Here is a 21,167-nt window from a genome sequence, read left to right on the forward strand (position 1 = left end):
AGAATTAAAAATCTGTAAAACATTAGTTTTATGGATTTTTTATTTTGGCATGTACTTCAAATGTATATATTGACATTATTGGTTATAAATCATAAAATTAATATAAAAGTTAAGAAAGTTTTAATTTTTTATTAATTTAACGTGATAAATTTTTTGTTAGATTTAGGAGATAACTATGAAGAAATTTATTGAAACAGCAAAGGTTAAGAAGTGGAATTTAAAGTTCATCGATGAAAAGAATAAATACTTATCTATATTTCAAAGTATCCCTAATCCAGTTATTATTTTAGATGATCAAAATGTAATAAGTAATGTAAATGATACAGCTACTGAATTATTCAAAGTTATAGACTTTAATGTGAAGGTTGATAATTTAAATGAAAAGAAAAAGTTCTCATGGATAGAAGATGAATTAAAATATTTTTGTTCTGGAAACTATTCTGAAATTAGTTTTATAAAAGAGTATAAGTCATATAATGATAATTTATTTTTTAAAGTAAAGCTTAAAAAGATAAGAGTAAACGATAATTTCATAGGTACTATAGTTATATTAGATGATATTACTAACTCAAAAAAAGTATCAGAAGAACTTGAAAATAGTGAAAAAAGTTTAAGAGAAATTACCGAAAGTATGAAAGATTTAATATGTAAAATAGATATTAATGGTAAAATACAATATGTAGGTCCTTCAGTTAAGCCAATACTGGGGTATAATTTAAAAGACCTAATAGGAAAGTATATATTTAGTAATATTCATCCTGAAGATTTGGATAAAACTATGAGTTCTTTTAATAGAGGATTTATAGATAAAAGTAGCACTGGACAAGAGCTAAGATTTAGAAAGCAAAATGGTCATTATCTTTGGGTTAAGTTCATATATAACTCATTGTATGATGAAAATGGTAATGTTTCTGGTGCTATAATTGTAGCAAAAGATATTACAAAAATAAAAGAATTAGAAGAAGAGTTGAAAAAATTCAAGCTAGAAGTGGAGTCTGCAAAGTTAGCTAAAAGTGAATTTTTAGCTAATGTGAGTAATGAGATAAAGAATCCACTGAATTCTATAATAGATATGACAGATGTAATGTTGTTTAATACTAGTTTAAATGAAGAACAAAATGAGTATATGAGTATTATTAAAAAATCATCAGAGTCACTTGTTAAGATAGTAGATAATATGTTAGGCTTTTCTAAGATAGAATCTGGTAAGGTAATGCTTGAAGAGTTTGAATTTAATATTAAAGATATAATATATGAAACTTTGGATGCTTTGGCTATACGTGCTCATGAAAAGAATTTGGAACTCATGATATATATACATTCAGATGTAGATGAAAACTTAATAGGAGATTATTTCAAGCTTAAACAAATCATTATAAATATAGTTGGGAATGCAATAAAGTTTACTGAAAAGGGAGAGGTTGCAGTATATGTAGAAAAGGTAACAGATAAATTAGATAGAATTAGTTTAAAAATTTCTGTTATTGATACAGGTATTGGTATGACCGAAGAGAATATAAACAAGTTAAATAAGTATTTTAATGGAGTAGGTAATTGTAAATTAAAAAAATACGCAGGGAATGGATTAGGATTAATTTTATCAAAACAGTTGATAGAATTAATGGATGGAGACATATGGTTTGAGAGTAAATATAAAAAGGGAACTAGCTTCTATTTTACTTTAGATTTTAAATTACAGCAGTATAAACAAGAAATAATTAAGTATAATTACTTAAAAGATTTAAATGTGCTCTTAGTTGATGATAATAAGACTAATAGGACCATCGTTTATAACATGCTTAATGATTTAGAAATGGGAGTAAGATTTGTAGCTAATGCAGAAGAAGGACTTAGTGTTGTTAGGGAATATGCAAAACTTAACAAGCATTTTGATGTTATTATAATAGATGAACTTATGCCAGGCATGAATGGTTTTACATTAGCAAGTAAGCTAAAGAAGGAAATGAATATTACTAATCCAATAATTATGATGCTTTCAAGTATGGAATTAAATAAAAGTAAAAGTAAGTGCAAACAAATGGGGTTATTTAATTATTTAGTTAAACCTATAAAGCAATCAGAATTATGTGATGTGATTAAAAATGCGTTGAACATAGAAGATAGAAATGAATCAGTAAATAACCATTGTGATTATAAGTTTTTTGATAATGTAAAAAATAATATAAACAAAAATTATAAAAATAAGGTAAATGTACTTATATCATCAGAGAGAAATATGAACAACAACAAGTTCATTAGTAATTTAGTTGAAAAAAGAAAGTGTAATATTTTTTATGGGTCTACTAAAAAAGAAATTTTTAATATATTAGAAAATAATAAAATTAATATGTTTATTACTAATGTTGAAAATAATGAAATGGATGTAGTTGAATTAATTAAACAAATTCGAAACAAAGAACATGAAGAAAACATAAAAGCTCATTTACCTATAATAGTTATAAACAAAGATTCAGGGGAAGATATCAAGGAAAGATTTTTAGAAGTTGGTGCTAATGAATGTATATGTAATTTGGAAGATATAACTGGGGTGTATTCAAAAGCTGAACAAATGATAAAAAGCAATAAAATTAATTATGGTGAACAAGCAATTTTAGATTTAGATCAAGTTATTGATATTACAGGAGGAGAGGAAAAGCTTTTTAAAGAATTAATTGAAGTGTTTTTCCAAGCTTATCCTGAACAAGTGAGGGATATAAGAGAGGCTATAGAAAAAAGCGATTCTAGCGAACTTCAAGTAAAATCTAATAATTTAAAGCAAGCATTACGAAGCTTAGGAGCTAAGTCTGTATTTGCTTTAGTTGATGAGCTTGAGAAGATGGCTAAAAATAATGATTTAAATAATGCGAAAAAGACTTTTGAGAGAGTTCAGTTAGAAATTATAAGATTAAAAAGTGTATTAAATAAGATTCAAAAAATGGGAAAGAATTAAATTTTCTTTCCTATTTTTTCACCCATAAATACTTGTGTTTCATATCCCTTATTAGTCTGTTCAATTAATTCATTATCAATTACAATTTTACCTTTTTCAATAAACAATATTGTAGTAGAACCACCAAACTTAAAATATCCCTTTTCATCACCTTTTTTTACACTTTTGTTAGGAGTATATGTTTGTAATATTGATCCAACACAAGTTGCACCAACCTCTATGTGTAATATTTTACCAAAATTTTCTGAATGAAAAGTGCACCATTCTCTTTTATTTCGAAAAAACAAATCAGGTATTTTTTTTAAAGCTATAGGATTTACAGAATAGTAATCACCTTTAATTTTATTAGTAGAAGAGCAAATACCATTATCTACAAAGTGAAATCTGTGATAGTCTGTAGGACATAGCCTTAAAATTATACAAGTACCTCCTTTAAAAATATCAGCAGTTTCTTTGTTCTTTATAAGATCATATAAGCTGTAAGAATATCCTTTTATATTTAATACATTATTTAAATCAATTTTTTCATAAACTAGAAGTTTACCATCACCAGGAGATACTACGGAATCATTATTTGGATCTATAGGCCTTGATGATGGTGTTAATTTTCTTGTAAAGAAATCATTAAAAGATTCAAAATCATTTATTTTTTTTTCACAGCAGGACATATCTATATTAAGATCTTTAACAAAAGGAATAATCTTTTTTTTACTAGCTTTTCTATCGCAAAAGTTGCCATATAATTTAGAAAAGATTTTTTTCTTAAACAGCAATTCTAAAAGTGTCATTCCTATAGGAGATGAATAAATCCAGTTAAGATAAGTATCTCCAGCAACTTGTTCAATTTCATATTTTTTTGATTTTCTATTATAGTACTTAATCATAAAACTGTACTCCTTCTATTTGTAAAATTCTTAATTTAAATTATCATTTATTATTTGTAAAATGTCAAATTTAACACAAAATATTAAAAAATAATTAGGCTATATAAGAAAATTAACTTTTGTACTTTCAGAAAATTGACTTTTATAATAGATTGTAATAAAATAATAAAGTAATATATTTATATGCGCTCGTAGCTCAGTAGGATAGAGCAGCGGTTTCCTAAACCGCGTGCCGGGGGTTCGATTCCTCTCGGGCGCACCAAATGTAAAGTCTTGTAATCATAATGGTTACAAGACTTTTTGTTGTCTTTAAATATTTATGCTTTAATTAAAATTGGCATAGATTGTCGTTAATTTTTAAATACTCATCTTACCTTCCACACTTAAGTAATAGCAATATGCTAACCTTCCTAGTTCAACTACTTTGAGCATAAATACTGCATTATATCTTTGAACTATATATTTTTTATTTTGGAGAATTAAAATTGAAAGTTACAAATTATTAATATTAATTTCCAATTATTGATATTGCAACTAATATAATAATGTGTATAATAGTTAGTATAACTAATAGTTAGTTAATCTAACTATTAGTTGTGATAACCAATGTTTATATGATTATCAGTATATTAAATTAATAATGTTAGAAAAATAATATGAAAAAACATTTTAGGAGTGTTGTTTATGAATAAGAAAGATACCGATTTAATTAAGATTGATCCAATGAAGTTAACTTTTGAGGTAACTGACGAGATTGTTAAAATATCAGAATTAATAAATAAAATTGGTGAAGAAGGCTATAAAAAGTTTGAATTAACACAGGCACAATTCAAGGTTCTATATTACTTATATTTATGTGGTGATGAAGGAAGTACCTCATCTACTCTTAGTAAGAAATTAGGAGTAAAGAAACCTAGTGTAACAACTTTAATTGATAGAATGACATTAAAAGGAATTGTTATACGACAGGAAGATGAAAATGATAGGAGGTATACAAAGATTAGTATAACAGAAGAGGGAAAGAAAATTTTAGCTGAGATATTGCCAGATAAAGAAAATATTATAGCTTCTTTATTAGGTGTTTTACCAGAAGAAGAGATGCACATTCTACATGAGTCACTTGTAAAAATTAGACAACGTTTAACTAACAGGTTCTTATAAGTAAATATATTAGTTGGTTTAGGAGGATTTATATGAAAAGAAAAAAGATTGCATTAGTATTAGCTCTAACAATTACAACAGGTTTGTTTTCAGGATGTAGTAAGAATGTTGTTTTAACGGGGGATAAAATAGTAAAACAGCAAAGCGACCACTTAATTGTTCAAGGAAACATAGAAACTAAAGAAGTAAATATAAATTCAAAAGTTGCAGGAAAAATAACAGCTATAAAGATAGCTGAAGGTGACAGCATAAAAAATGGACAGGTTTTAATAACTATAGATAATAGTACTCTAGTTGCAAAGGAAGCTCAATCAAAAGCTCAAATTGATGCAGCTACGGGACAAATGAAAGCAGCAGAAGCAGCAAAATCAGCAGCACAAGCACAACTTCAGAAGGCTCAAAATGGAGCAAGACCAGAGGAAATTGCTCAAGCTAAGTCTCAATATGATTTATCGAAATCTACGTATGATAGAGTAAACGGATTATATAGTAAAGGTTACGCAGCTAAAGAAGATTTAGATAAAGCTAAAACAGCTATGGATGTGTATGAAAAGCAATATGATGTTGCTAAAGATGGAGCAAGGACTGAAGATATAGCAGCATTACAAGCACAAGTAAGTCAAGCAGATGCAACAATACAGGGATATCAAGCCCAGATTAAACAAGCTGAAGGTGGACAAAGTGAAGTACAAACTTATATTGCTGATACAACAATCACAGCACCAGCAGATGGAATTGTAAATCAGTTAAATGTAGAGGTTGGTGAATTAGTATCTACAGGAATGCCTCTTCTAGTAATGACAAATACAACTGCACCTTGGATTGAGTGTAATGTAAAAGAAACAGATCTTTCAAAAGTTAAGTTAAATGGAGAAGTGTCTGTAAAACTTTCTAGTTACCCTAATCAACAATTTAAAGGTAAAATAGTTAGAATCAATAAGGATGCTGATTTTGCAGTTAAAAGGGCAACAAATGATAATGGGGAATTTGATATATTATCCTATGGAGTTAAAGTTGAATTAACTGATGTGAATAAACCACTTCATGCAGGAATGACAGCCTTTGTTGATTTTGGAAAGAAGTGATGATTATCATGAAAGAAAAAATATTAAGATTTAAGTACATGATAATTCCTATTTTAATGTTTCTTATACTTGGTATTGGAGGGGCTATTGTTTTAGCACTTGAATTTAGTGCTCATTCACTTAGCAAAATTCCAACTGTTATTGTAGATCATGATAACTCTTTATCAACTCAAGCTTTTGTTAGGGAAATAAAGACAAATTCAAAATTTAATGTAGTTGCATATAGTCAGATTGATAATGATGTTAAAGATTTAATAGATAAAGGAAAAGTAGCTATAGGATTTATTATTCCTGAACACTTTTCAAAGGATTTAACTGATGGTAACAATCCAAAAATTATGGTTGTTTATGATGGGGCACAAATGGCTATGACTTCTTCTAGTAGAACAAGGGTTGCACAGATTCTTGGTACCATTAAATCAGCATATTTAATAGGTGTAGCAGAGGGAAAACTTGGATTAATGCCAGAAGTAGCTGCAAATTATATCAATCCAATACGTTATAATTCCAGAGTTATAGGAAATCCTACTGAAAATATGTTTAATTTTTTCATTCCAGGATTCGCAATTAATACGATTCAAGTTGGGATGATTATAGTTGTAATTTTATTAATAAACAAAGGTAATAGCTATAAAAAAATATGGATTAAAGGTATTATGGTTGGACTTCTAGCATCAATTTCAGTTTTTATTGTATATGCAATTTATTGCAAATATTTTGGCTTGCCTTATAGGGGTTCTGTTGGAGCAGGAATTATGTTAACTATTCTCTTTTGTATAGGAATGACATTTGTGGGAGTACTTTTAAGTATTTTGTTTAATGGAAACCAGATAGATGCACTGGGTTTAACAGGTCCAATAGCTATAACTCTATTTTTGGTTGGATACACATTTCCAACTGTAGCTATGCCTGCTATTATTCCTATGATAGCTAAGTATATTCCATTTTACTACTATGCCATACCTCTAAGAGATTTATCACTTATTGGGGGAGATTTTCAAGATAACTTATCTAATATATTCTGGCTTACTAAATTTATGATTTTCATGTGGGTTACTACATTCCTTTTATATAAAATGAAAGAGGCTAAAAAACTTAAAAATATTAAAATAAACGAGAAAAATAGTATCATTAATAGTCAAGATGCAGAGGTGATAATATGATGAAGAGTTTTTTTAAAATATTAAAAGAAGAAAGAAGCCCCTTACTTAAGACTATTATACTTACTATTGTAGCAACACTTATTTTTGGTTATGCTATGTCTAACCCTTATATAGATAATATTCCCTTTGGTGTAGTTGATAAAGATAACTCAAATTTGTCAAGAACTGTTGTACAACAGCTTAAAATTAATCCAGGTTTAAATGTTAATTATTATGCAGATTCAGATACTGAACTTGAAAAAGCAATAAAAGATCGTAGAGTAAATGGAGGTATAATAATACCTAAGCATTTTGAAAAAGATGTAAGTTTGGCAAAGTCACCTAGTGCTCTAATACTAATAGATGGAACTAGTCTTCCTAAAGAAGCCAGTATTTCAGGATATGCTAGTGAGGTTTTAGGTACTATAAATGCTGGTGCTCAAATAAGCGTTCTTCAGGGAAATGGTATGGTTCCATACCAATCCAAACAAGCTGTTTTAAACTTTTCTTATGCTGAACGTATACTTTATGAGCCACAAAGTAGTTATCTTAGATATTTAATTTATACTTTGATACCTTTAGTTAATCAAGGATTTTTTGTACCAGTACTTTTAGTACCTGCTTTAATAAAAAAGAAAGAAGAATTTGCACATATTAAGATGCGTTCAAAAGAAGGTGTAAAAGCTGTAATTGGTCTTATAGAAAGACTATTACTATATTCTGCTATATGTATTATAGTAATTTTCACTTGCTTATGTATTGTTGATAAATTATTCTGTGTACCTCTTCGCGGCGATACATTAATATATATTGTTTTAATGAGTTTATTTTTTATTAACCTTACAGCTATGGGATTAGTTTTTACATCATTTATGGATAACCTTGGCTATTTTATACTATTGTTTAATTTGATAAATATACCTATATTTCTAACCTGCGGTATTATATTTCCAGATTATCTGCTGCCAAGTGGAATGTCTGAGGCTCTCAATAGTTTGTGGCCATTCAGGCATATGACTATGGGATTAAAAATGTTGAATTTAAAAGGATTAGGCTGGGATCTTATGCTTCCTTATTTAAAAAATGAGCTTAAGTTTGGTGCACTTTGGTTACCAATAGGACTTGCGATGTATTCGGCTAGAATTGCTTTTATGAAATATAAAAATAGCAAAATACCAAAGGAAGGTATTTCAAAAGAAGATATATTGCAAGAAAATGTAATACAAGAAGGTGTAGTACAAGAAGATGTAATATAAGTATAGAATTTCAAAAAATTGATATTAGTAATATTACGGTTCTGAAAAATAAATTATAAAAAGCAGTGCCTAAAAGATGTAATTTTCATTGAACTTTTTTATTTATAACTTCAGATTATAAATTGTATAAATAAAAGTTATAAATAAAAAGGCAATTATTATAAATACTAATATTGATCTAAAGAAAGGAGATGCTTAATCATGGAAGCAGGTGTAAGAAATAAATTAGTAGGTAAGGTTGAAGAAATAAAATCTGATGCTGTTATGGCTCAGATAAAGATGTCAGTTGATGGATGAGATGACTCTCCTATCGTTACGTCTGTAATGACTAAAGAAAGCTTAGAGGATACTGGATTTAAAAAAGGTGATAAAATTGAAGCTTTAATTAAAGCTATTAATGTTGTCTTTGTCAAACATTAATTTAGAAAGCGTAATTCTAAAAGATATACTATAGTTTTATGATTGAAACTATAGTATATTTTTTATATATTTTAAATGATAAAATTCAACTTATATCTCGTTAGATGGAAATGCTATAAATAGAGAAAAGAATATAAAAAGTGTCAAATGAACAAAAAAGCATCTTAAGGGATAACAAATATAGTAAAATAATAAGAAAATAAAGCAGTTAATATAGTAAAATAGCCAGTATAGTAGTGAATTTGCATAAAACTAGTATGGTTGATAAATAAGCATAAAGTACTATAATGAAATTAGTAAATATAAAAAAATGATTACTAGGGTGTAGGATTGTATTGTGATACTGTTGTTTCAAAATACTTGCATAAACAAGTATTTTGAAATATACTTAAATGGTGATATATTACATATTTTAAAAGAGGTGGTTACTTGGAAATAAAAAATAATTCTGATATACAAAAGCTTGGCCAGGTTTTAAATATGAGTTTTAGATTAATATCTAATCGCATAAGTTCAAAGTTTAAATCTTGTGGATATGATATAACTCCAGAACAATACACAATACTTACATACTTATATGAGCATGGTGAATTACAGCAAAATGAAATTTCTAAACTTACAACTAAGGATGAACCAAGTGTTTCCCGTATAATTAATAATATGATTAAGAATGATATTGTTAAAAAAGTACAGCATCCAAATGATAGAAGAACGAATTTGATTTGTTTAACAGAAAAATCAAAACAAATGAGACAAGCACTTCATAATGAGGCATTTACATTATTAGAAGAAGCATTGAAGGATATTCCTAAATCTGATATTGAAAATCTTTATGATGTATTGAATCGTATTATAAATAATTTGAATAGAGTTTGATATTTTACTTGTAGTAATTTTTTTATTAGGTAATTGCAGAATAATATTTTATATAAATTTAATGATATAACTAATATATTTATCATATTAATTTAAATAGCAATGTTATATAAATAATGAAATTAGGAGGTAGTATTATGAGTATTGACAAAATATTTTACAAAAATCTATTTAAAAACCTATTTTCAGATACTTGTGAAGTAAGGTTTTGGGATGGAGAAGTAGAAAAGTATGGGGAAGGTGAAAGTAAGTTTACCATAGTTTTTAATGAACATATTTCTAAAGCAGATATAATTAGAGATCCCTTTATTACATTTGGAGAAGGGTACATGACTAAAAAGTTAGATATAGAAGGAGATATTCAAAAGGTTATCGAATCTTTGTATAATAATAAAGAAAGTTTTTTAAGTAATGGCAATAAATATATGGATTTAATTAAGAGAATGTCAAATACTATTAAAAATAGTAAGGAATATATTCAACATCATTATGATATTGGAAATGATTTTTACAAATTGTGGTTAGATAGTACAATGACTTATTCTTGTGGTTATTTTAAATCTAATGATGATTCCTTAGAAACAGCTCAAAAAAATAAAGTTAAACATATTCTTAAAAAGTTATGTTTAGAAGAAGGACAAACTTTACTTGATATAGGCTGTGGATGGGGAGAATTAATCATTACTGCAGCAAAACAGTATAAAGTAAAAGCTATGGGAATAACTTTAAGTTCAGAACAATTTGCTAAAGTTAATGAAAGAATAAAAGATGAGGCATTAGAAGATTTAGTTCAAGTTAAGCTTACAGACTATAGGGAATTAGAAAATGTAAAATTTGATAGAATAGTTAGTGTTGGTATGGTAGAGCATGTAGGAAAAGAACATATAGGAGAGTACTTTAATGCAGTAAATAATTTATTAAATGAAAAGGGTGTTTCTATGCTTCATTGTATTACAGCCATAGGTGAAGGTGGAACTAATACATGGATAGATAAGCACATTTTCCCAGGTGGATATATACCTTCAGTTAAAGAATTAATTGATAATATGACAGAATATAAATTTTATTTAAATGATGTGGAAAGCCTTCGAAGACATTATGGAAGAACTTTAGAGCATTGGGCAAGAAATTTTGAAAATGCATTACCTGAAATAAGAAAAACAAAAGATGAAACTTTTATAAGAATGTGGAGATTATACTTAGATGCTTGTGCAGCATCCTTTAATTGTGGTAATATTGATATTCACCAATTTTTATTTGTAAAAGGTGTAAATAATGAATTACCATGGACTAGAGAGTATATGTATGCGTAATCTTACATTATATTTAAATTGATAATTGAATTATTATTAGGGGTATGTTATATGAAAAATTTTATGAGAGAAGCTATAAAAGAAGCAGAAAAATCATTAGTTTTAGGAGAAGTACCTGTAGGAGTTGTTATAGTTAAAAATAATATTATAATAGCTAGAGCTCATAATTTAAGAGAAACTTTGCAGGATACATTAGCTCATGCAGAAATACTTGCTATAAAGGAAGCTTCACAGTATACTAATAATTGGAGATTAAATGGATGTAGTATGTATGTTACTTTAGAGCCATGTCCAATGTGTGCAGGAGCTATACTTCAGTCTAGAATAAGCAATGTATATATAGGAACATTTGAACCTAATACAGGAGCTTGTGGTTCTGTAATAAACATACTTCAAAATGATAATTTGAATCGGTGGACAAATGTTTACTGGAATTATGATGAAAAATGCAGTAATATACTAGAAGAGTTTTTTAGTAAAAAAAGATAATATGGAGAGATGTCCGAGTGGTCGAAGGTGATTGACTCGAAATCAATTGTATGGTTAATACCGTACCGGGGGTTCAAATCCCCCTCTCTCCGCCAAAATAATAAAAATTGCCTAAAAGTCTTGAATTACTAGACTTTGGGATTCTTCTTTACATATTATAATAAGTTTTGATAAAATACGAAATATAGGATATTAAAACTTTTATCAAAAGTATTGAATTATACAAAAATTAATAGTATAATAATGCTTGTTCTGATAATGGTTTAAGTGTCTGAACATTGTAATTTAATATTTTTTATGAGTAAATCAATTATGGAGAGATGTCCGAGTGGTTTAAGGAGCACGCCTGGAAAGCGTGTGTAGGGGAAACTCTACCGGGGGTTCGAATCCCCCTTTCTCCGCCATTTAATCTTTGTCGTGCTAGATGGGGAGATAGCGGTGCCCTGTAACCTGCAATCCGCTATAGCAGGATTGAATTCCTTGCTTAGGCTATAAAATGTGGGGTCTGGCCCATAAAAGTGGCGTTGAGAACTGGGTCCCACGCAACGAAAACTCATGAACCCCGTCAGGTCCGGAAGGAAGCAGCGGTAAGTGATCATTTTCGTGTGCCGTGGATAAACCTGGTTTGAGTTAACTATATGGGTAACGCTCATATTTTATCAGACAAAGCAAGGTGCACGACTTTAATAATGACTTGAATAAAAGATACCATATGGTGTCTTTTTTTATTATATTAACTATTAAGTGTTTATTAATGTATAATATAGGTAGTTAGAAAGTTAGAAGAAGGTGATTTAATGGCTTATACCGCATTATATAGAGAATGGAGACCTAGAATTTTTGATGATGTAGTGGGACAGAAGCATATAACTGTTACGTTAAAAAATCAAATAAGGAATAATAGAATAGCACATGCATATCTTTTTTCAGGCACAAGAGGTACAGGAAAAACTTCTACAGCTAAAATTTTAGCTAAAGCAGTGAATTGCACAGATTTGAGGGATGGAGAACCTTGTAATGAATGTGATATGTGTAAAAAGATAAATTCAGGAATTTCTATTGATGTTATAGAAATGGATGCAGCATCTAAAAGACGTTTGGAGGATATAAAGGATGTTATAGAAAATGTAAAGTATCCGCCTCAAGAGGGTAAATATAAAGTATATATAATGGATGAAGTTCATATGTTAACTGCTGAAGCAGTAAATGCTTTTTTAAAAACATTAGAAGAACCACCTTCAAATGTTATATTTATACTTGCTACAACAGATCCACAAAAGCTTCCAGTTACTATACTTTCACGATGTCAGAAATTTGATTTTAGGAGAATAAAAAGTTCAGATATTTTTGGCAGGATGAGGGATATAGTTAAAGAACAAGGCGTTTTTGCAGATGATAGAAGTTTAAATTTAATAGCTAGAATGAGTGATGGTGCTATGAGAGATGCCTTAAGTATATTAGATCAAGCAATATCTATGGGTGGTGGAAAGGTACAATATGAGGAAGTTGTAAGTATGCTTGGACTTGTTACTAATGAAAATATGATAAAACTTGCAGATAGTATAATAGATAAAAATGTAGAAGAGTCCATGAAAGTAATTGATGATATAGTTCTTAGTGGTAAGGATATTTATAACTTTATTAGAGATATGATTACCCATTTAAGAAATCTTTTAATGGTAAAGGTTTCAAAAGAACCTGAAGAAATTTTAGATATGTCTGAGGAAAATATAGAACTTTTGAAGGAACAATCTAAAAAAATAAAATCAGAAGAAATTATGAGAAATATAAGAATACTTCAAGATGCAGAAGAACAATCAAAATGGACAAAACAAAGTAGGATATATTTAGAACTGGCAGTAATAAAGATGTGTAAAATAGAATATGATACTTCAAAAGAAGTTATACTTGCAAGGTTGAATAGACTAGAAGAAGCTATAAGAGAAGGAGAAATAAAGGTTTCTTATGAAAGGAATACTCCTAAAACAACAAAACATGAAGTGAAGAAAAACATAACTAAAAAGGATGTAGTTAAGGAAGCAGCACAACCTGTAATGGAACAAAATGTTTATTCAAAACTTACTGTGGATATAGTAAAAAGAAGTTGGAAGGACATATTGGAAGCTTTTAAAAGTAAACGACATATGGTTTTATTTGCAGCATTAACTACAGGTCAAGTTGATGCATGTGATAAAGGAATAATAACTATTGGATATGACAAAGATTATTCTTTCAATAAGGAACGATTAGAAAAAGATGAAAATAGAAAAATTGTAGAAGCTATATTTTCTGAGGTATTAAAAGAAAAAGTAAGAGTACAGTATCATATAGATTTTCAAAATATGAATGGTGTAAATGATTCACCAGAGCAAGTAATTAAGGATGCTTTTGGAGAAGATATAGTAGAAATAATTGATGAATAAACAAAAAAATATGGTATAATTGAAATTATGTAAAGTGAATTAAGGAGGAATTAATTATGGCAAAAGGTGGATTTCCTAATTTCGGTGGAGGAAACATGAATAACTTAATGAAGCAAGCACAAAAACTTCAAAAGCAAATGGAAGATATGCAAAGTGATTTAAAAAATAAGGAGTTTGAAGCAACAGTTGGCGGTGGTGCAGTAGTTGCAGTAGCAAATGGTAAAAAAGAAATAATTGATATAAAAATAAAGCCTGAAGTTGTTGATCCTGATGATGTAGAAATGCTTCAAGATTTAGTTTTAAGTGCATGTAATGAAGCATTGAAAAAGGCAGAAGAAGAAACTGCTTCAGAAATGAAAAAATTAACAGGTGGAATGAATATGCCAGGAATGTTCTAAAAAATATGGAAAACCCCATCTTTTAAAGATGGGGTTTTAAGTTGAGGTGAAAAAAGGTGGATTTTTATCCAATTGCAATAGAAAAGCTTATAGAAGAGTTTGCTAAACTACCAGGGATAGGGTATAAAACAGCACAAAGATTAACAATTCATGTTTTAAATTTACCTGGAGAAGAGGTTAAAGAATTTGCTGAAGCTTTAATTAAAGCTAGAGGAACAATAAAGTATTGTTCTATATGTGGTAATTTTACAGACAGCGATCCTTGTGCAGTATGCTCTAATCCAAATAGAGACAAAAGTACTATATGTGTTGTAGAACAACCTAAAGATATTATAGCAATAGAAAAGGTTAAGGAGTTTAATGGAGTTTATCATGTGCTTCATGGAAATATATCTCCTATGGCTGGAAGAGGTCCTGAAGATATAAAGTTAAAAGAACTTATTAGAAGAATAAATGGAGAAGTAAAAGAAGTAATAGTAGCTACAAATCCAAATATTGAAGGAGAAGCTACTGCTATGTATATATCAAAAGTATTAAAGCCGTTAGAAGTTAAAGTAACTAGAATAGCACATGGTATTCCTGTAGGTGGAGATCTTGAATATGCAGATGAAGTAACTTTAGCTAAGGCTATAGAAGGAAGAAAAGAGATATAATGAATATTAAGTCTATTTTGTGTCAATTATTATAAGTACTACACAAAATAGGAGGTTTTTATGAATAGAAAAGAAATACTTGCACATATAACTGGAAAGAATATGTATACTGAAGAGCAAGAGAGATTATTGGATGCAATAGATAAAGCAAGAGAAGATTTGAAAAATGCAGTAGGATATTTTGAATTAGTTAATGATCCTAGGCTTGTAGATTATGCTATATATATGGAAGAAGCAGCAAAAGCTAAATATGCTTATTTATTAAATGAAGCAAAAAAGAGTAATTTAAAAGTTATTTCCAGTGATATATTGCAAGAAGTAAAGGTAGGATAGTTAAAATAACAGAAATAAAAGTAAAGACTTTTTTAGTTTTTACTTTTCATTTTTGTTAATACTTTTATAATATAAGAATATAAATTTAGTAATAACAAAATTTTGGGGGAAAAAGTTATGGATTTTCAATATATAGGATATTTTTTAATTGCCATTTTAGGACTATACATATTAGTAAAAATATTTTCTTGGCCTTTAAAGATATTATTCAAACTAGTAATTAATGCGGTGCTAGGAGCTGTATTACTTATAATAGTTAATATAATAGGGAGTTATTTTAATTTTTACATAGGAATTAATGCTATAACAGCACTTATTGCAGGATTTTTAGGAATACCAGGTGTTATATTTCTTATTATTTTTAAATTATTTTTATAAAGTTATTTAGCAGCTAAATTAGTAGAACACTATTAGTTTTAGTTGCTATTTTTATATGGACATGCATCTGAATAAAAAATAATAAAATAAATTAATTCACAAAAAATAATAAAAAACAAAAGATTTGTGGATAAGTTTTAACAACGTGTGGATAAAATTTTAAAATTGGAGATGGTACATTGATTATAAAGAAAAATATTATAAAATCAGAATTTATCAATAGACCTAATAGATTTCAAGCTTATGTAAAAATAAATGGCGTAGAAACTATGGTTCATGTTCCTAACACAGGAAGATGCAAAGAAATCCTGATACCAGGATGTACTGTAATACTTAGACAAGAAGATAATCCTACTAGAAAAACAGCCTATGATTTAATAGCAGCATATAAAGGTAATACATTAATAAATATAGATTCGCAAATACCAAATAAAGTAGTTGAAGAAGCATTAAATGATAAAAGAATAGAATTACTTAGTAAATATAATAAAGTGCAAAGAGAAAAAACTTTTGGTAATAGTAGATTTGATTTTAAACTTACAGATGAATTGGAAAATGAATGTTATGTTGAAGTTAAAGGAGTAACCTTAGAGGAGGATGGAAAGGTAATGTTTCCTGATGCACCTACAGAAAGAGGAAAGAAACATTTGTTAGAATTAGTAGAAGTAAAAAAGTGTAACAAAGATGCAGCAGTAATATTTCTAATTCAAATGGAAAATGTAAATTATTTTTCACCAAATGATACAATGGATAAAGCTTTTTCAGATGCCTTAAGATTTGCAGAAAAGAATGGAGTTCATGTAATGGCTTATAATTGCAAGGTTGGTGAAGACTTCATAACCTTATATAAACCTATACCAGTTAAACTTTAATTGGTATATTTTAATTGAATAGGTAACTATATAATTCTATAATATAATTATAAATAAAAGCGTAAATGAATGTTAAGTAAAGGAGGTGAAACTACTCTTATAGGAGTGGTGTTGTATGAAATTTAAATATTGCCCAATTTGTGGACGAGAGTTAGAAGAAAAATATAGTTGGGATGAGGGGGGAGTGCCTTATTGCCCAGTAGATAAAATTATGTATTTTGATACTCCTAAGCCTTGTATTATAGTTGCCATAATAAAAGAAGACAAAATATTGTTATTAAAACAAAGCTATATATTTAAGAATTCTAAAGTGTTATTATCTGGATATGTTACTAATGGTGAAAATGTAGAAGAAACAGTTCATAGAGAAGTCTTTGAAGAAGCTGGACTTAAAATAAAAAATTTAAAATATTTGGGTAGTGAATGTGTAGAATCAAAAGAGATAATAATGCTTACATTTATGGCAGAATATGATAGTGGGGAAATAAATAAATCTTCTGAAGTAGAATGGGTAGATTGGCATCACATAGAAGATGCTTTATGTGAAATGAGTGAAGACAAAATAGGTAGAAGTATAGTAAAAAAAGTATTAAAGGAAATAGGCTATAATGGAGAAAAAGCATATAGATGTGAAAATGATAACTGCAATAATGAGACATTTTGATTAAAGTAATTATATAATTTGCATATGTAAATAATTATATGTTAATATAAGGTAATATAATGTGATATAAATAGTAAGTTAATGATGTGAAAAAGGGGGGAATAGTATGACAAAATATATACCTGAAATTAAAGGTATATTAAGAAGACATATGATTGAAGTGCCTAATGTTATTAGAGAAGCAAGTGGGATAAGGATCTTTGGTAAAAGGTTGAAATCATTTTTATTTAGTACAGATGTTGCAGTTATAAAAAATACCAATGCAGATGCTGTTATTGCAGTATATCCATTTACACCTCAACCTTTAATAACTGAAGCGATTGTACTGTCAACTGATATTCCTGTTTTTTGTGGCGTAGGTGGAGGAATTACTACAGGTAAAAGGGTGGTAAATTTAGCATTAGATGCTGAATTTAAAGGAGCAATGGGAATTGTAGTTAACAGCCCTACACCTAATGAAGTAATAATGCAAGTGAGAGATACTATAGATATACCAATAGTGGTTTCTGTAGTATCAGAATATGAGGATATCTCAGCAAGAATAGAATCAGGAGCTACTATTTTAAATGTATCAGGAGCTAAAAGGACTGCTTATATTGTAAAAAAGATACGTCAACGATACCCTGAGTTTCCTATAATAGCAACAGGTGGACCAACAGAAGAAACTATAAAACAAACTATTGAAGCTGGTGCTAATGCTATTACATTTACACCTCCTACTGCAGCGGAAATATTGAGTAAGATAATGGTTAGCTATAGGGAAAAGTATGCTAGAGAACAAAATGGTGAATAGGAAAATTATCATTTAAACATACAAATTATTTATAAAAAGTAGACATGTGGAGTTTTAATTATGAAAGGTTTATTATATTATTTTAGTGGTACAGGTAATACCAAGTGGGTAGCAGATACATTAAAAAAACATTTTAGGAATAATAAAATAGATTTAGAGTTATTAAATATTGAAAAAGTTGATGAAGTTAAGCGTAATCAATTTGATTTTTTAATAATAGGTTCTCCTGTTTATGCTGAGATAGAGCCGAAAATAGTAGATGATTTTATAAATAAGTTTCCTAAGTGTATAAGAAATTTTAAAACAATTATATATGCTACCCAAGGTGGAAAATCATCATCAGCACCAGCTATAATGGCAAAAAAATTAAAAAACAAAGGATATAATATTTTTATTGAAGAATGTATAAAGATGCCTAACAATTATTATTTTTTATTAAACAAACAGCCCAATGTCAATGAATATGATAAAATTTTATATAATGCAGAATGTAAGGTAAAAACTATAGTTGAAAATTTTGTAAAAAATAATAAATTAAAAAAAGAAAATTCGTTAATAAGAATAAAGCTTGGAAAAACATGTGGAAGTTTTTTTAGAAGGATGATTCCTAAAATTTCGAAAAATATTACAGCTACATCAGAGTGTACTAAATGTGGTATTTGTCTTACAAATTGCCCAAAAGGTAATATAACGTTTGAAGATGGAAAAGCAGTTTTTCATAGTAAATGTATGTTATGCTTAAGATGCATTTATGTATGTCCGGTAAATGCCATAACATACAAGGGGAAAAAAATAAAGCAAATACAAAAAGATATGATCAAGGGGGTAATTAAATGTCAGTAGTAGATAAAAATTGTAATGTATGTCCTGAGTATGGCAAGAAATGTCGGGGAAAGGCTGAAGATTGTATATGTAGAAGATGTCCAAGAAGCTTAGGAAAATGTTTAATTACCAGGTATTGTACTGAAACAGAATCAATTTTAAATTAAGAAGAGAGCTTTTATAAAATTATTTTTATAGAAGCTTTTTTTAAGTTAAGGAATCTTAAATTTTTTATAATTATTTTTTATTTTTAGTAATTTTATTTTTTATTAGGGTAATAATATTGTTATGGTAACTTTGATTTACAAAATGATATTACTATTTTGGAGAGTGAATTTATGATTTCTTTAGAAGATAAAATGTTAGTAGCACAAAATTGTGAAGAATATAGACCTAAAGATTATATAAATATTACAAATATGAGTTATATGTCTGGAAATTGTAACTACTGTGTTAATTATAATAATGGCACTTGTAATAAAAAGTTATTTGAGAAAATTGATAAAATGATAAAAGTTAATTAGGTCAAATAAGAAGATTAATAATAAATTAAATAAAAAATTCTAAAATGTAAATAAAAAAATTTAAAATATGTATTGACAAAATATAATAATGTAATTATAATAAAAAACAAGCAGTAAGAAAAAAATAAATTTTATCCTATGAAGAGAATAGTAACATAAAGTAAATTTAAGAGAGTCAGTGGATGGTGAGAACTGATAATTGTACTTTTGTGAATCCGCCTTGGAGGATTATTACGATGAGTAATACGGTTTAAACCGTTATTTCAAGTGAGTGAGTCATACACTTAGTTGTGTGGCTAATAAGGGTGGCAACGCGAGTCAATCGTCCCTAGTGTGGGATGGATTGGCTCTTTTTTTATAGCTAATCAAAATTTAATATATCCTATGAAGAGAATAGTAGCATAAAGTAAATTTAAGAGAGTCAGTGGATGGTGAGAACTGATAATTGTACTTTTGTGAATCCGCCTTGGAGGATTATTACGATGAGTAATACGGTTTAAACCGTTATTTTTAACTGAGTGAGTCATATATTTAATTATGTGGCTAATAAGGGTGGCAACGCGAGTCAATCGTCCCTATGTGGATGGATTGGCTTTTTTTATTTATTATATGTACTACAGTAGTGTACAACTTTGTATATGTAACGCTTTACTACTGTACATTCATAAAATAAAATTGTACTTGGAGGTATTAAACATGTATAAATAATTATTCACATTAGGATATGTAGGAATAAAGCAAGATGCAGATAAAATATTAAAATTTTGGAATGAATAGAAGGGGGCTCTTAATAATGATAAGAATATTAGTTTGTGATGGAATGGAAAAGGATGCTATAGAAAAATTAAAGAATGATGGTTTTGAAGTTGTGGATAAACATTATGAAGAAGATGAACTTAAAGAAAAAATAAAGGATTTTGATGTAATGGTAGTAAGATCAGCAACTAAGGCTAGAAAGCCATTAATAGATGAAGCTAAAAATGGGGAACTAAAGTTAATAATTCGTGGTGGAGTTGGAGTAGATAATATTGATGTAGAATATGCTAGAGAAAATGGCATTGAAGTTAGAAATACACCTAATGCAAGTAGTGCATCAGTAGCAGAGCTAGCTATTGGACACATGTTTGCTTTAACAAGATATATAAATATATCTAATATTACAATGAGAGATGGAAAGTGGGAGAAGAAAAAATATAAAGGTGTTGAATTATTTGGTAAAACATTAGGTCTTATAGGATTTGGAAGAATAGCTAAAGAAGTTGCTAAAAGAGCAGAAGCTTTAGGAATGAAAGTAATTTATACAGATAAATTAGGCAAAGCAAAAGGATATGATAAATATCAATTCTGTACTTTAGAAAATTTATTGAAAAAAGCAAACTTTATATCAATTCATGTTCCATTTAATAAAGAAGACGGTGCTGTTATAGGCGAAAAAGAATTTAAGCTAATGAAAGATGGAGTATATTTGATAAACTGTGCTAGAGGTGGAGTTGTTAATGAAAATGCTTTAGTTGAAGCTTTAAATTGTGGAAAAGTAGCAGGAGCTGGAATTGATGTATTTGAAAATGAACCAAATCCAAATCCACAATTAATTAATAATCCTAGAGTTTGTGCAACTCCTCATATAGGTGGATCAACAGAAGAAGCTCAGGAAAGAATAGGAAATGAAATAGTAAATATAATTGAAGAAACTTTTGAATATGCGAATGCTGTTAATGCATAAAGAGAGGA

Annotated in this window: 21 protein-coding genes, 3 tRNA genes, 1 other RNA gene and 2 other annotated features; of the genes, 24 read left to right on the forward strand and 1 reads right to left on the reverse strand. The window is 28.4% G+C overall.

Annotated elements, in window-relative coordinates; translation table 11 throughout:
* Positions 1 to 175 precede the first annotated feature (175 nt).
* Complete coding sequence (locus tag Q6H37_RS00125) at positions 176 to 2,950, forward strand: PAS domain S-box protein (protein ID WP_318738628.1); 2,775 nt, start codon at positions 176 to 178, stop codon at positions 2,948 to 2,950.
* Here Q6H37_RS00125 and Q6H37_RS00130 read toward each other — a convergent pair.
* Positions 2,947 to 3,834: a phosphatidylserine decarboxylase gene (locus Q6H37_RS00130; RefSeq protein ID WP_318738629.1), complete on the reverse strand. Its 888-nt coding sequence runs from the start codon at positions 3,832 to 3,834 to the stop codon at positions 2,947 to 2,949. The two genes, Q6H37_RS00125 and Q6H37_RS00130, sit on opposite strands and share 4 nt — an antisense overlap.
* A 185-nt stretch (positions 3,835 to 4,019) precedes the next feature.
* Here Q6H37_RS00130 and Q6H37_RS00135 point away from each other — a divergent pair.
* The 23 genes from Q6H37_RS00135 to Q6H37_RS00245 all read left to right on the forward strand — a co-directional run bounded on the left by Q6H37_RS00135 (position 4,020) and on the right by Q6H37_RS00245 (position 21,159).
* A tRNA-Arg gene (locus Q6H37_RS00135) sits at positions 4,020 to 4,096 on the forward strand.
* Between the two features lie 422 nt (positions 4,097 to 4,518).
* Positions 4,519 to 4,995: a MarR family transcriptional regulator gene (locus Q6H37_RS00140; RefSeq protein ID WP_318738630.1), complete on the forward strand. Its 477-nt coding sequence runs from the start codon at positions 4,519 to 4,521 to the stop codon at positions 4,993 to 4,995.
* Positions 4,996 to 5,027: 32 nt separating this feature from the next.
* Positions 5,028 to 6,080 carry an HlyD family secretion protein gene (locus tag Q6H37_RS00145; protein ID WP_318738631.1) on the forward strand — a complete coding sequence of 351 codons (1,053 nt, stop codon included), beginning with the start codon at positions 5,028 to 5,030 and terminating at the stop codon, positions 6,078 to 6,080.
* 8 nt (positions 6,081 to 6,088) lie between these two features.
* Positions 6,089 to 7,243: an ABC transporter permease gene (locus tag Q6H37_RS00150; protein ID WP_318738632.1), complete on the forward strand. Its 1,155-nt coding sequence runs from the start codon at positions 6,089 to 6,091 to the stop codon at positions 7,241 to 7,243.
* Positions 7,243 to 8,478, forward strand: a complete 1,236-nt coding sequence (locus Q6H37_RS00155) for an ABC transporter permease (RefSeq protein ID WP_318738633.1) — start codon at positions 7,243 to 7,245, stop codon at positions 8,476 to 8,478. The genes Q6H37_RS00150 and Q6H37_RS00155 overlap by 1 nt, the downstream gene beginning before the upstream one ends.
* Before the next feature lie 849 nt (positions 8,479 to 9,327).
* Entirely contained in the window at positions 9,328 to 9,774 is a 447-nt protein-coding gene (locus Q6H37_RS00160) for a MarR family winged helix-turn-helix transcriptional regulator (RefSeq protein WP_318738634.1), read from the forward strand.
* A gap of 137 nt (positions 9,775 to 9,911) precedes the next feature.
* Positions 9,912 to 11,087 carry a cyclopropane-fatty-acyl-phospholipid synthase family protein gene (locus Q6H37_RS00165; RefSeq protein ID WP_318738635.1) on the forward strand — a complete coding sequence of 392 codons (1,176 nt, stop codon included), beginning with the start codon at positions 9,912 to 9,914 and terminating at the stop codon, positions 11,085 to 11,087.
* A gap of 51 nt (positions 11,088 to 11,138) precedes the next feature.
* Complete coding sequence (locus tag Q6H37_RS00170; protein WP_318738636.1) at positions 11,139 to 11,576, forward strand: nucleoside deaminase; 438 nt, start codon at positions 11,139 to 11,141, stop codon at positions 11,574 to 11,576.
* A gap of 3 nt (positions 11,577 to 11,579) precedes the next feature.
* A tRNA-Ser gene (locus tag Q6H37_RS00175) sits at positions 11,580 to 11,671 on the forward strand.
* 219 nt (positions 11,672 to 11,890) lie between these two features.
* Positions 11,891 to 11,980 (forward strand) — tRNA-Ser (locus Q6H37_RS00180).
* Between the two features lie 11 nt (positions 11,981 to 11,991).
* An RNA gene (gene ffs, locus Q6H37_RS00185) (signal recognition particle sRNA large type) lies at positions 11,992 to 12,257 on the forward strand.
* Positions 12,258 to 12,373: 116 nt separating this feature from the next.
* Entirely contained in the window at positions 12,374 to 13,999 is a 1,626-nt protein-coding gene (dnaX, locus tag Q6H37_RS00190; protein ID WP_318738637.1) for a DNA polymerase III subunit gamma/tau, read from the forward strand.
* A 56-nt stretch (positions 14,000 to 14,055) separates the two neighbouring features.
* Positions 14,056 to 14,397 carry a YbaB/EbfC family nucleoid-associated protein gene (locus Q6H37_RS00195; RefSeq protein WP_032078692.1) on the forward strand — a complete coding sequence of 114 codons (342 nt, stop codon included), beginning with the start codon at positions 14,056 to 14,058 and terminating at the stop codon, positions 14,395 to 14,397.
* A 56-nt stretch (positions 14,398 to 14,453) separates the two neighbouring features.
* Complete coding sequence (gene recR / locus Q6H37_RS00200) at positions 14,454 to 15,050, forward strand: recombination mediator RecR (RefSeq protein WP_007062883.1); 597 nt, start codon at positions 14,454 to 14,456, stop codon at positions 15,048 to 15,050.
* A gap of 60 nt (positions 15,051 to 15,110) precedes the next feature.
* Positions 15,111 to 15,383, forward strand: coding sequence for a YaaL family protein (locus Q6H37_RS00205; protein ID WP_007062884.1), 273 nt, complete (start codon positions 15,111 to 15,113; stop codon positions 15,381 to 15,383).
* 117 nt (positions 15,384 to 15,500) lie between these two features.
* Entirely contained in the window at positions 15,501 to 15,761 is a 261-nt protein-coding gene (locus tag Q6H37_RS00210) for a pro-sigmaK processing inhibitor BofA family protein (RefSeq protein ID WP_029162304.1), read from the forward strand.
* A gap of 179 nt (positions 15,762 to 15,940) precedes the next feature.
* Complete coding sequence (sfsA, locus tag Q6H37_RS00215) at positions 15,941 to 16,633, forward strand: DNA/RNA nuclease SfsA (protein ID WP_318738638.1); 693 nt, start codon at positions 15,941 to 15,943, stop codon at positions 16,631 to 16,633.
* A 115-nt stretch (positions 16,634 to 16,748) separates the two neighbouring features.
* On the forward strand, positions 16,749 to 17,297 hold the full coding sequence (locus Q6H37_RS00220; protein WP_318738639.1) for an NAD(+) diphosphatase: 549 nt from the start codon (positions 16,749 to 16,751) through the stop codon (positions 17,295 to 17,297).
* A gap of 106 nt (positions 17,298 to 17,403) precedes the next feature.
* On the forward strand, positions 17,404 to 18,090 hold the full coding sequence (locus Q6H37_RS00225) for a hydrolase (RefSeq protein WP_318738640.1): 687 nt from the start codon (positions 17,404 to 17,406) through the stop codon (positions 18,088 to 18,090).
* A gap of 60 nt (positions 18,091 to 18,150) precedes the next feature.
* A complete protein-coding gene (locus Q6H37_RS00230; RefSeq protein WP_318738641.1) occupies positions 18,151 to 18,933 on the forward strand; it encodes an EFR1 family ferrodoxin in 783 nt (260 codons plus the stop codon).
* Positions 18,924 to 19,079, forward strand: a complete 156-nt coding sequence (locus Q6H37_RS00235) for a hypothetical protein (protein WP_318738642.1) — start codon at positions 18,924 to 18,926, stop codon at positions 19,077 to 19,079. The genes Q6H37_RS00230 and Q6H37_RS00235 overlap by 10 nt, the downstream gene beginning before the upstream one ends.
* Positions 19,080 to 19,250: 171 nt before the next feature.
* Positions 19,251 to 19,436, forward strand: coding sequence for a hypothetical protein (locus tag Q6H37_RS00240; RefSeq protein ID WP_007064051.1), 186 nt, complete (start codon positions 19,251 to 19,253; stop codon positions 19,434 to 19,436).
* Positions 19,437 to 19,565: 129 nt separating this feature from the next.
* Positions 19,566 to 19,769, forward strand: a binding site (T-box leader).
* A gap of 42 nt (positions 19,770 to 19,811) precedes the next feature.
* Positions 19,812 to 20,016 (forward strand) — a binding site (T-box leader).
* 213 nt (positions 20,017 to 20,229) lie between these two features.
* On the forward strand, positions 20,230 to 21,159 hold the full coding sequence (locus Q6H37_RS00245; protein WP_318738643.1) for a D-2-hydroxyacid dehydrogenase: 930 nt from the start codon (positions 20,230 to 20,232) through the stop codon (positions 21,157 to 21,159).
* Positions 21,160 to 21,167: the final 8 nt, after the last annotated feature.

The sequence above is a fragment of the Clostridium sp. JS66 genome, from assembly GCF_033561535.1.
Classification (GTDB): Bacteria; Bacillota; Clostridia; order Clostridiales; family Clostridiaceae; genus Clostridium_AM; species Clostridium_AM carboxidivorans.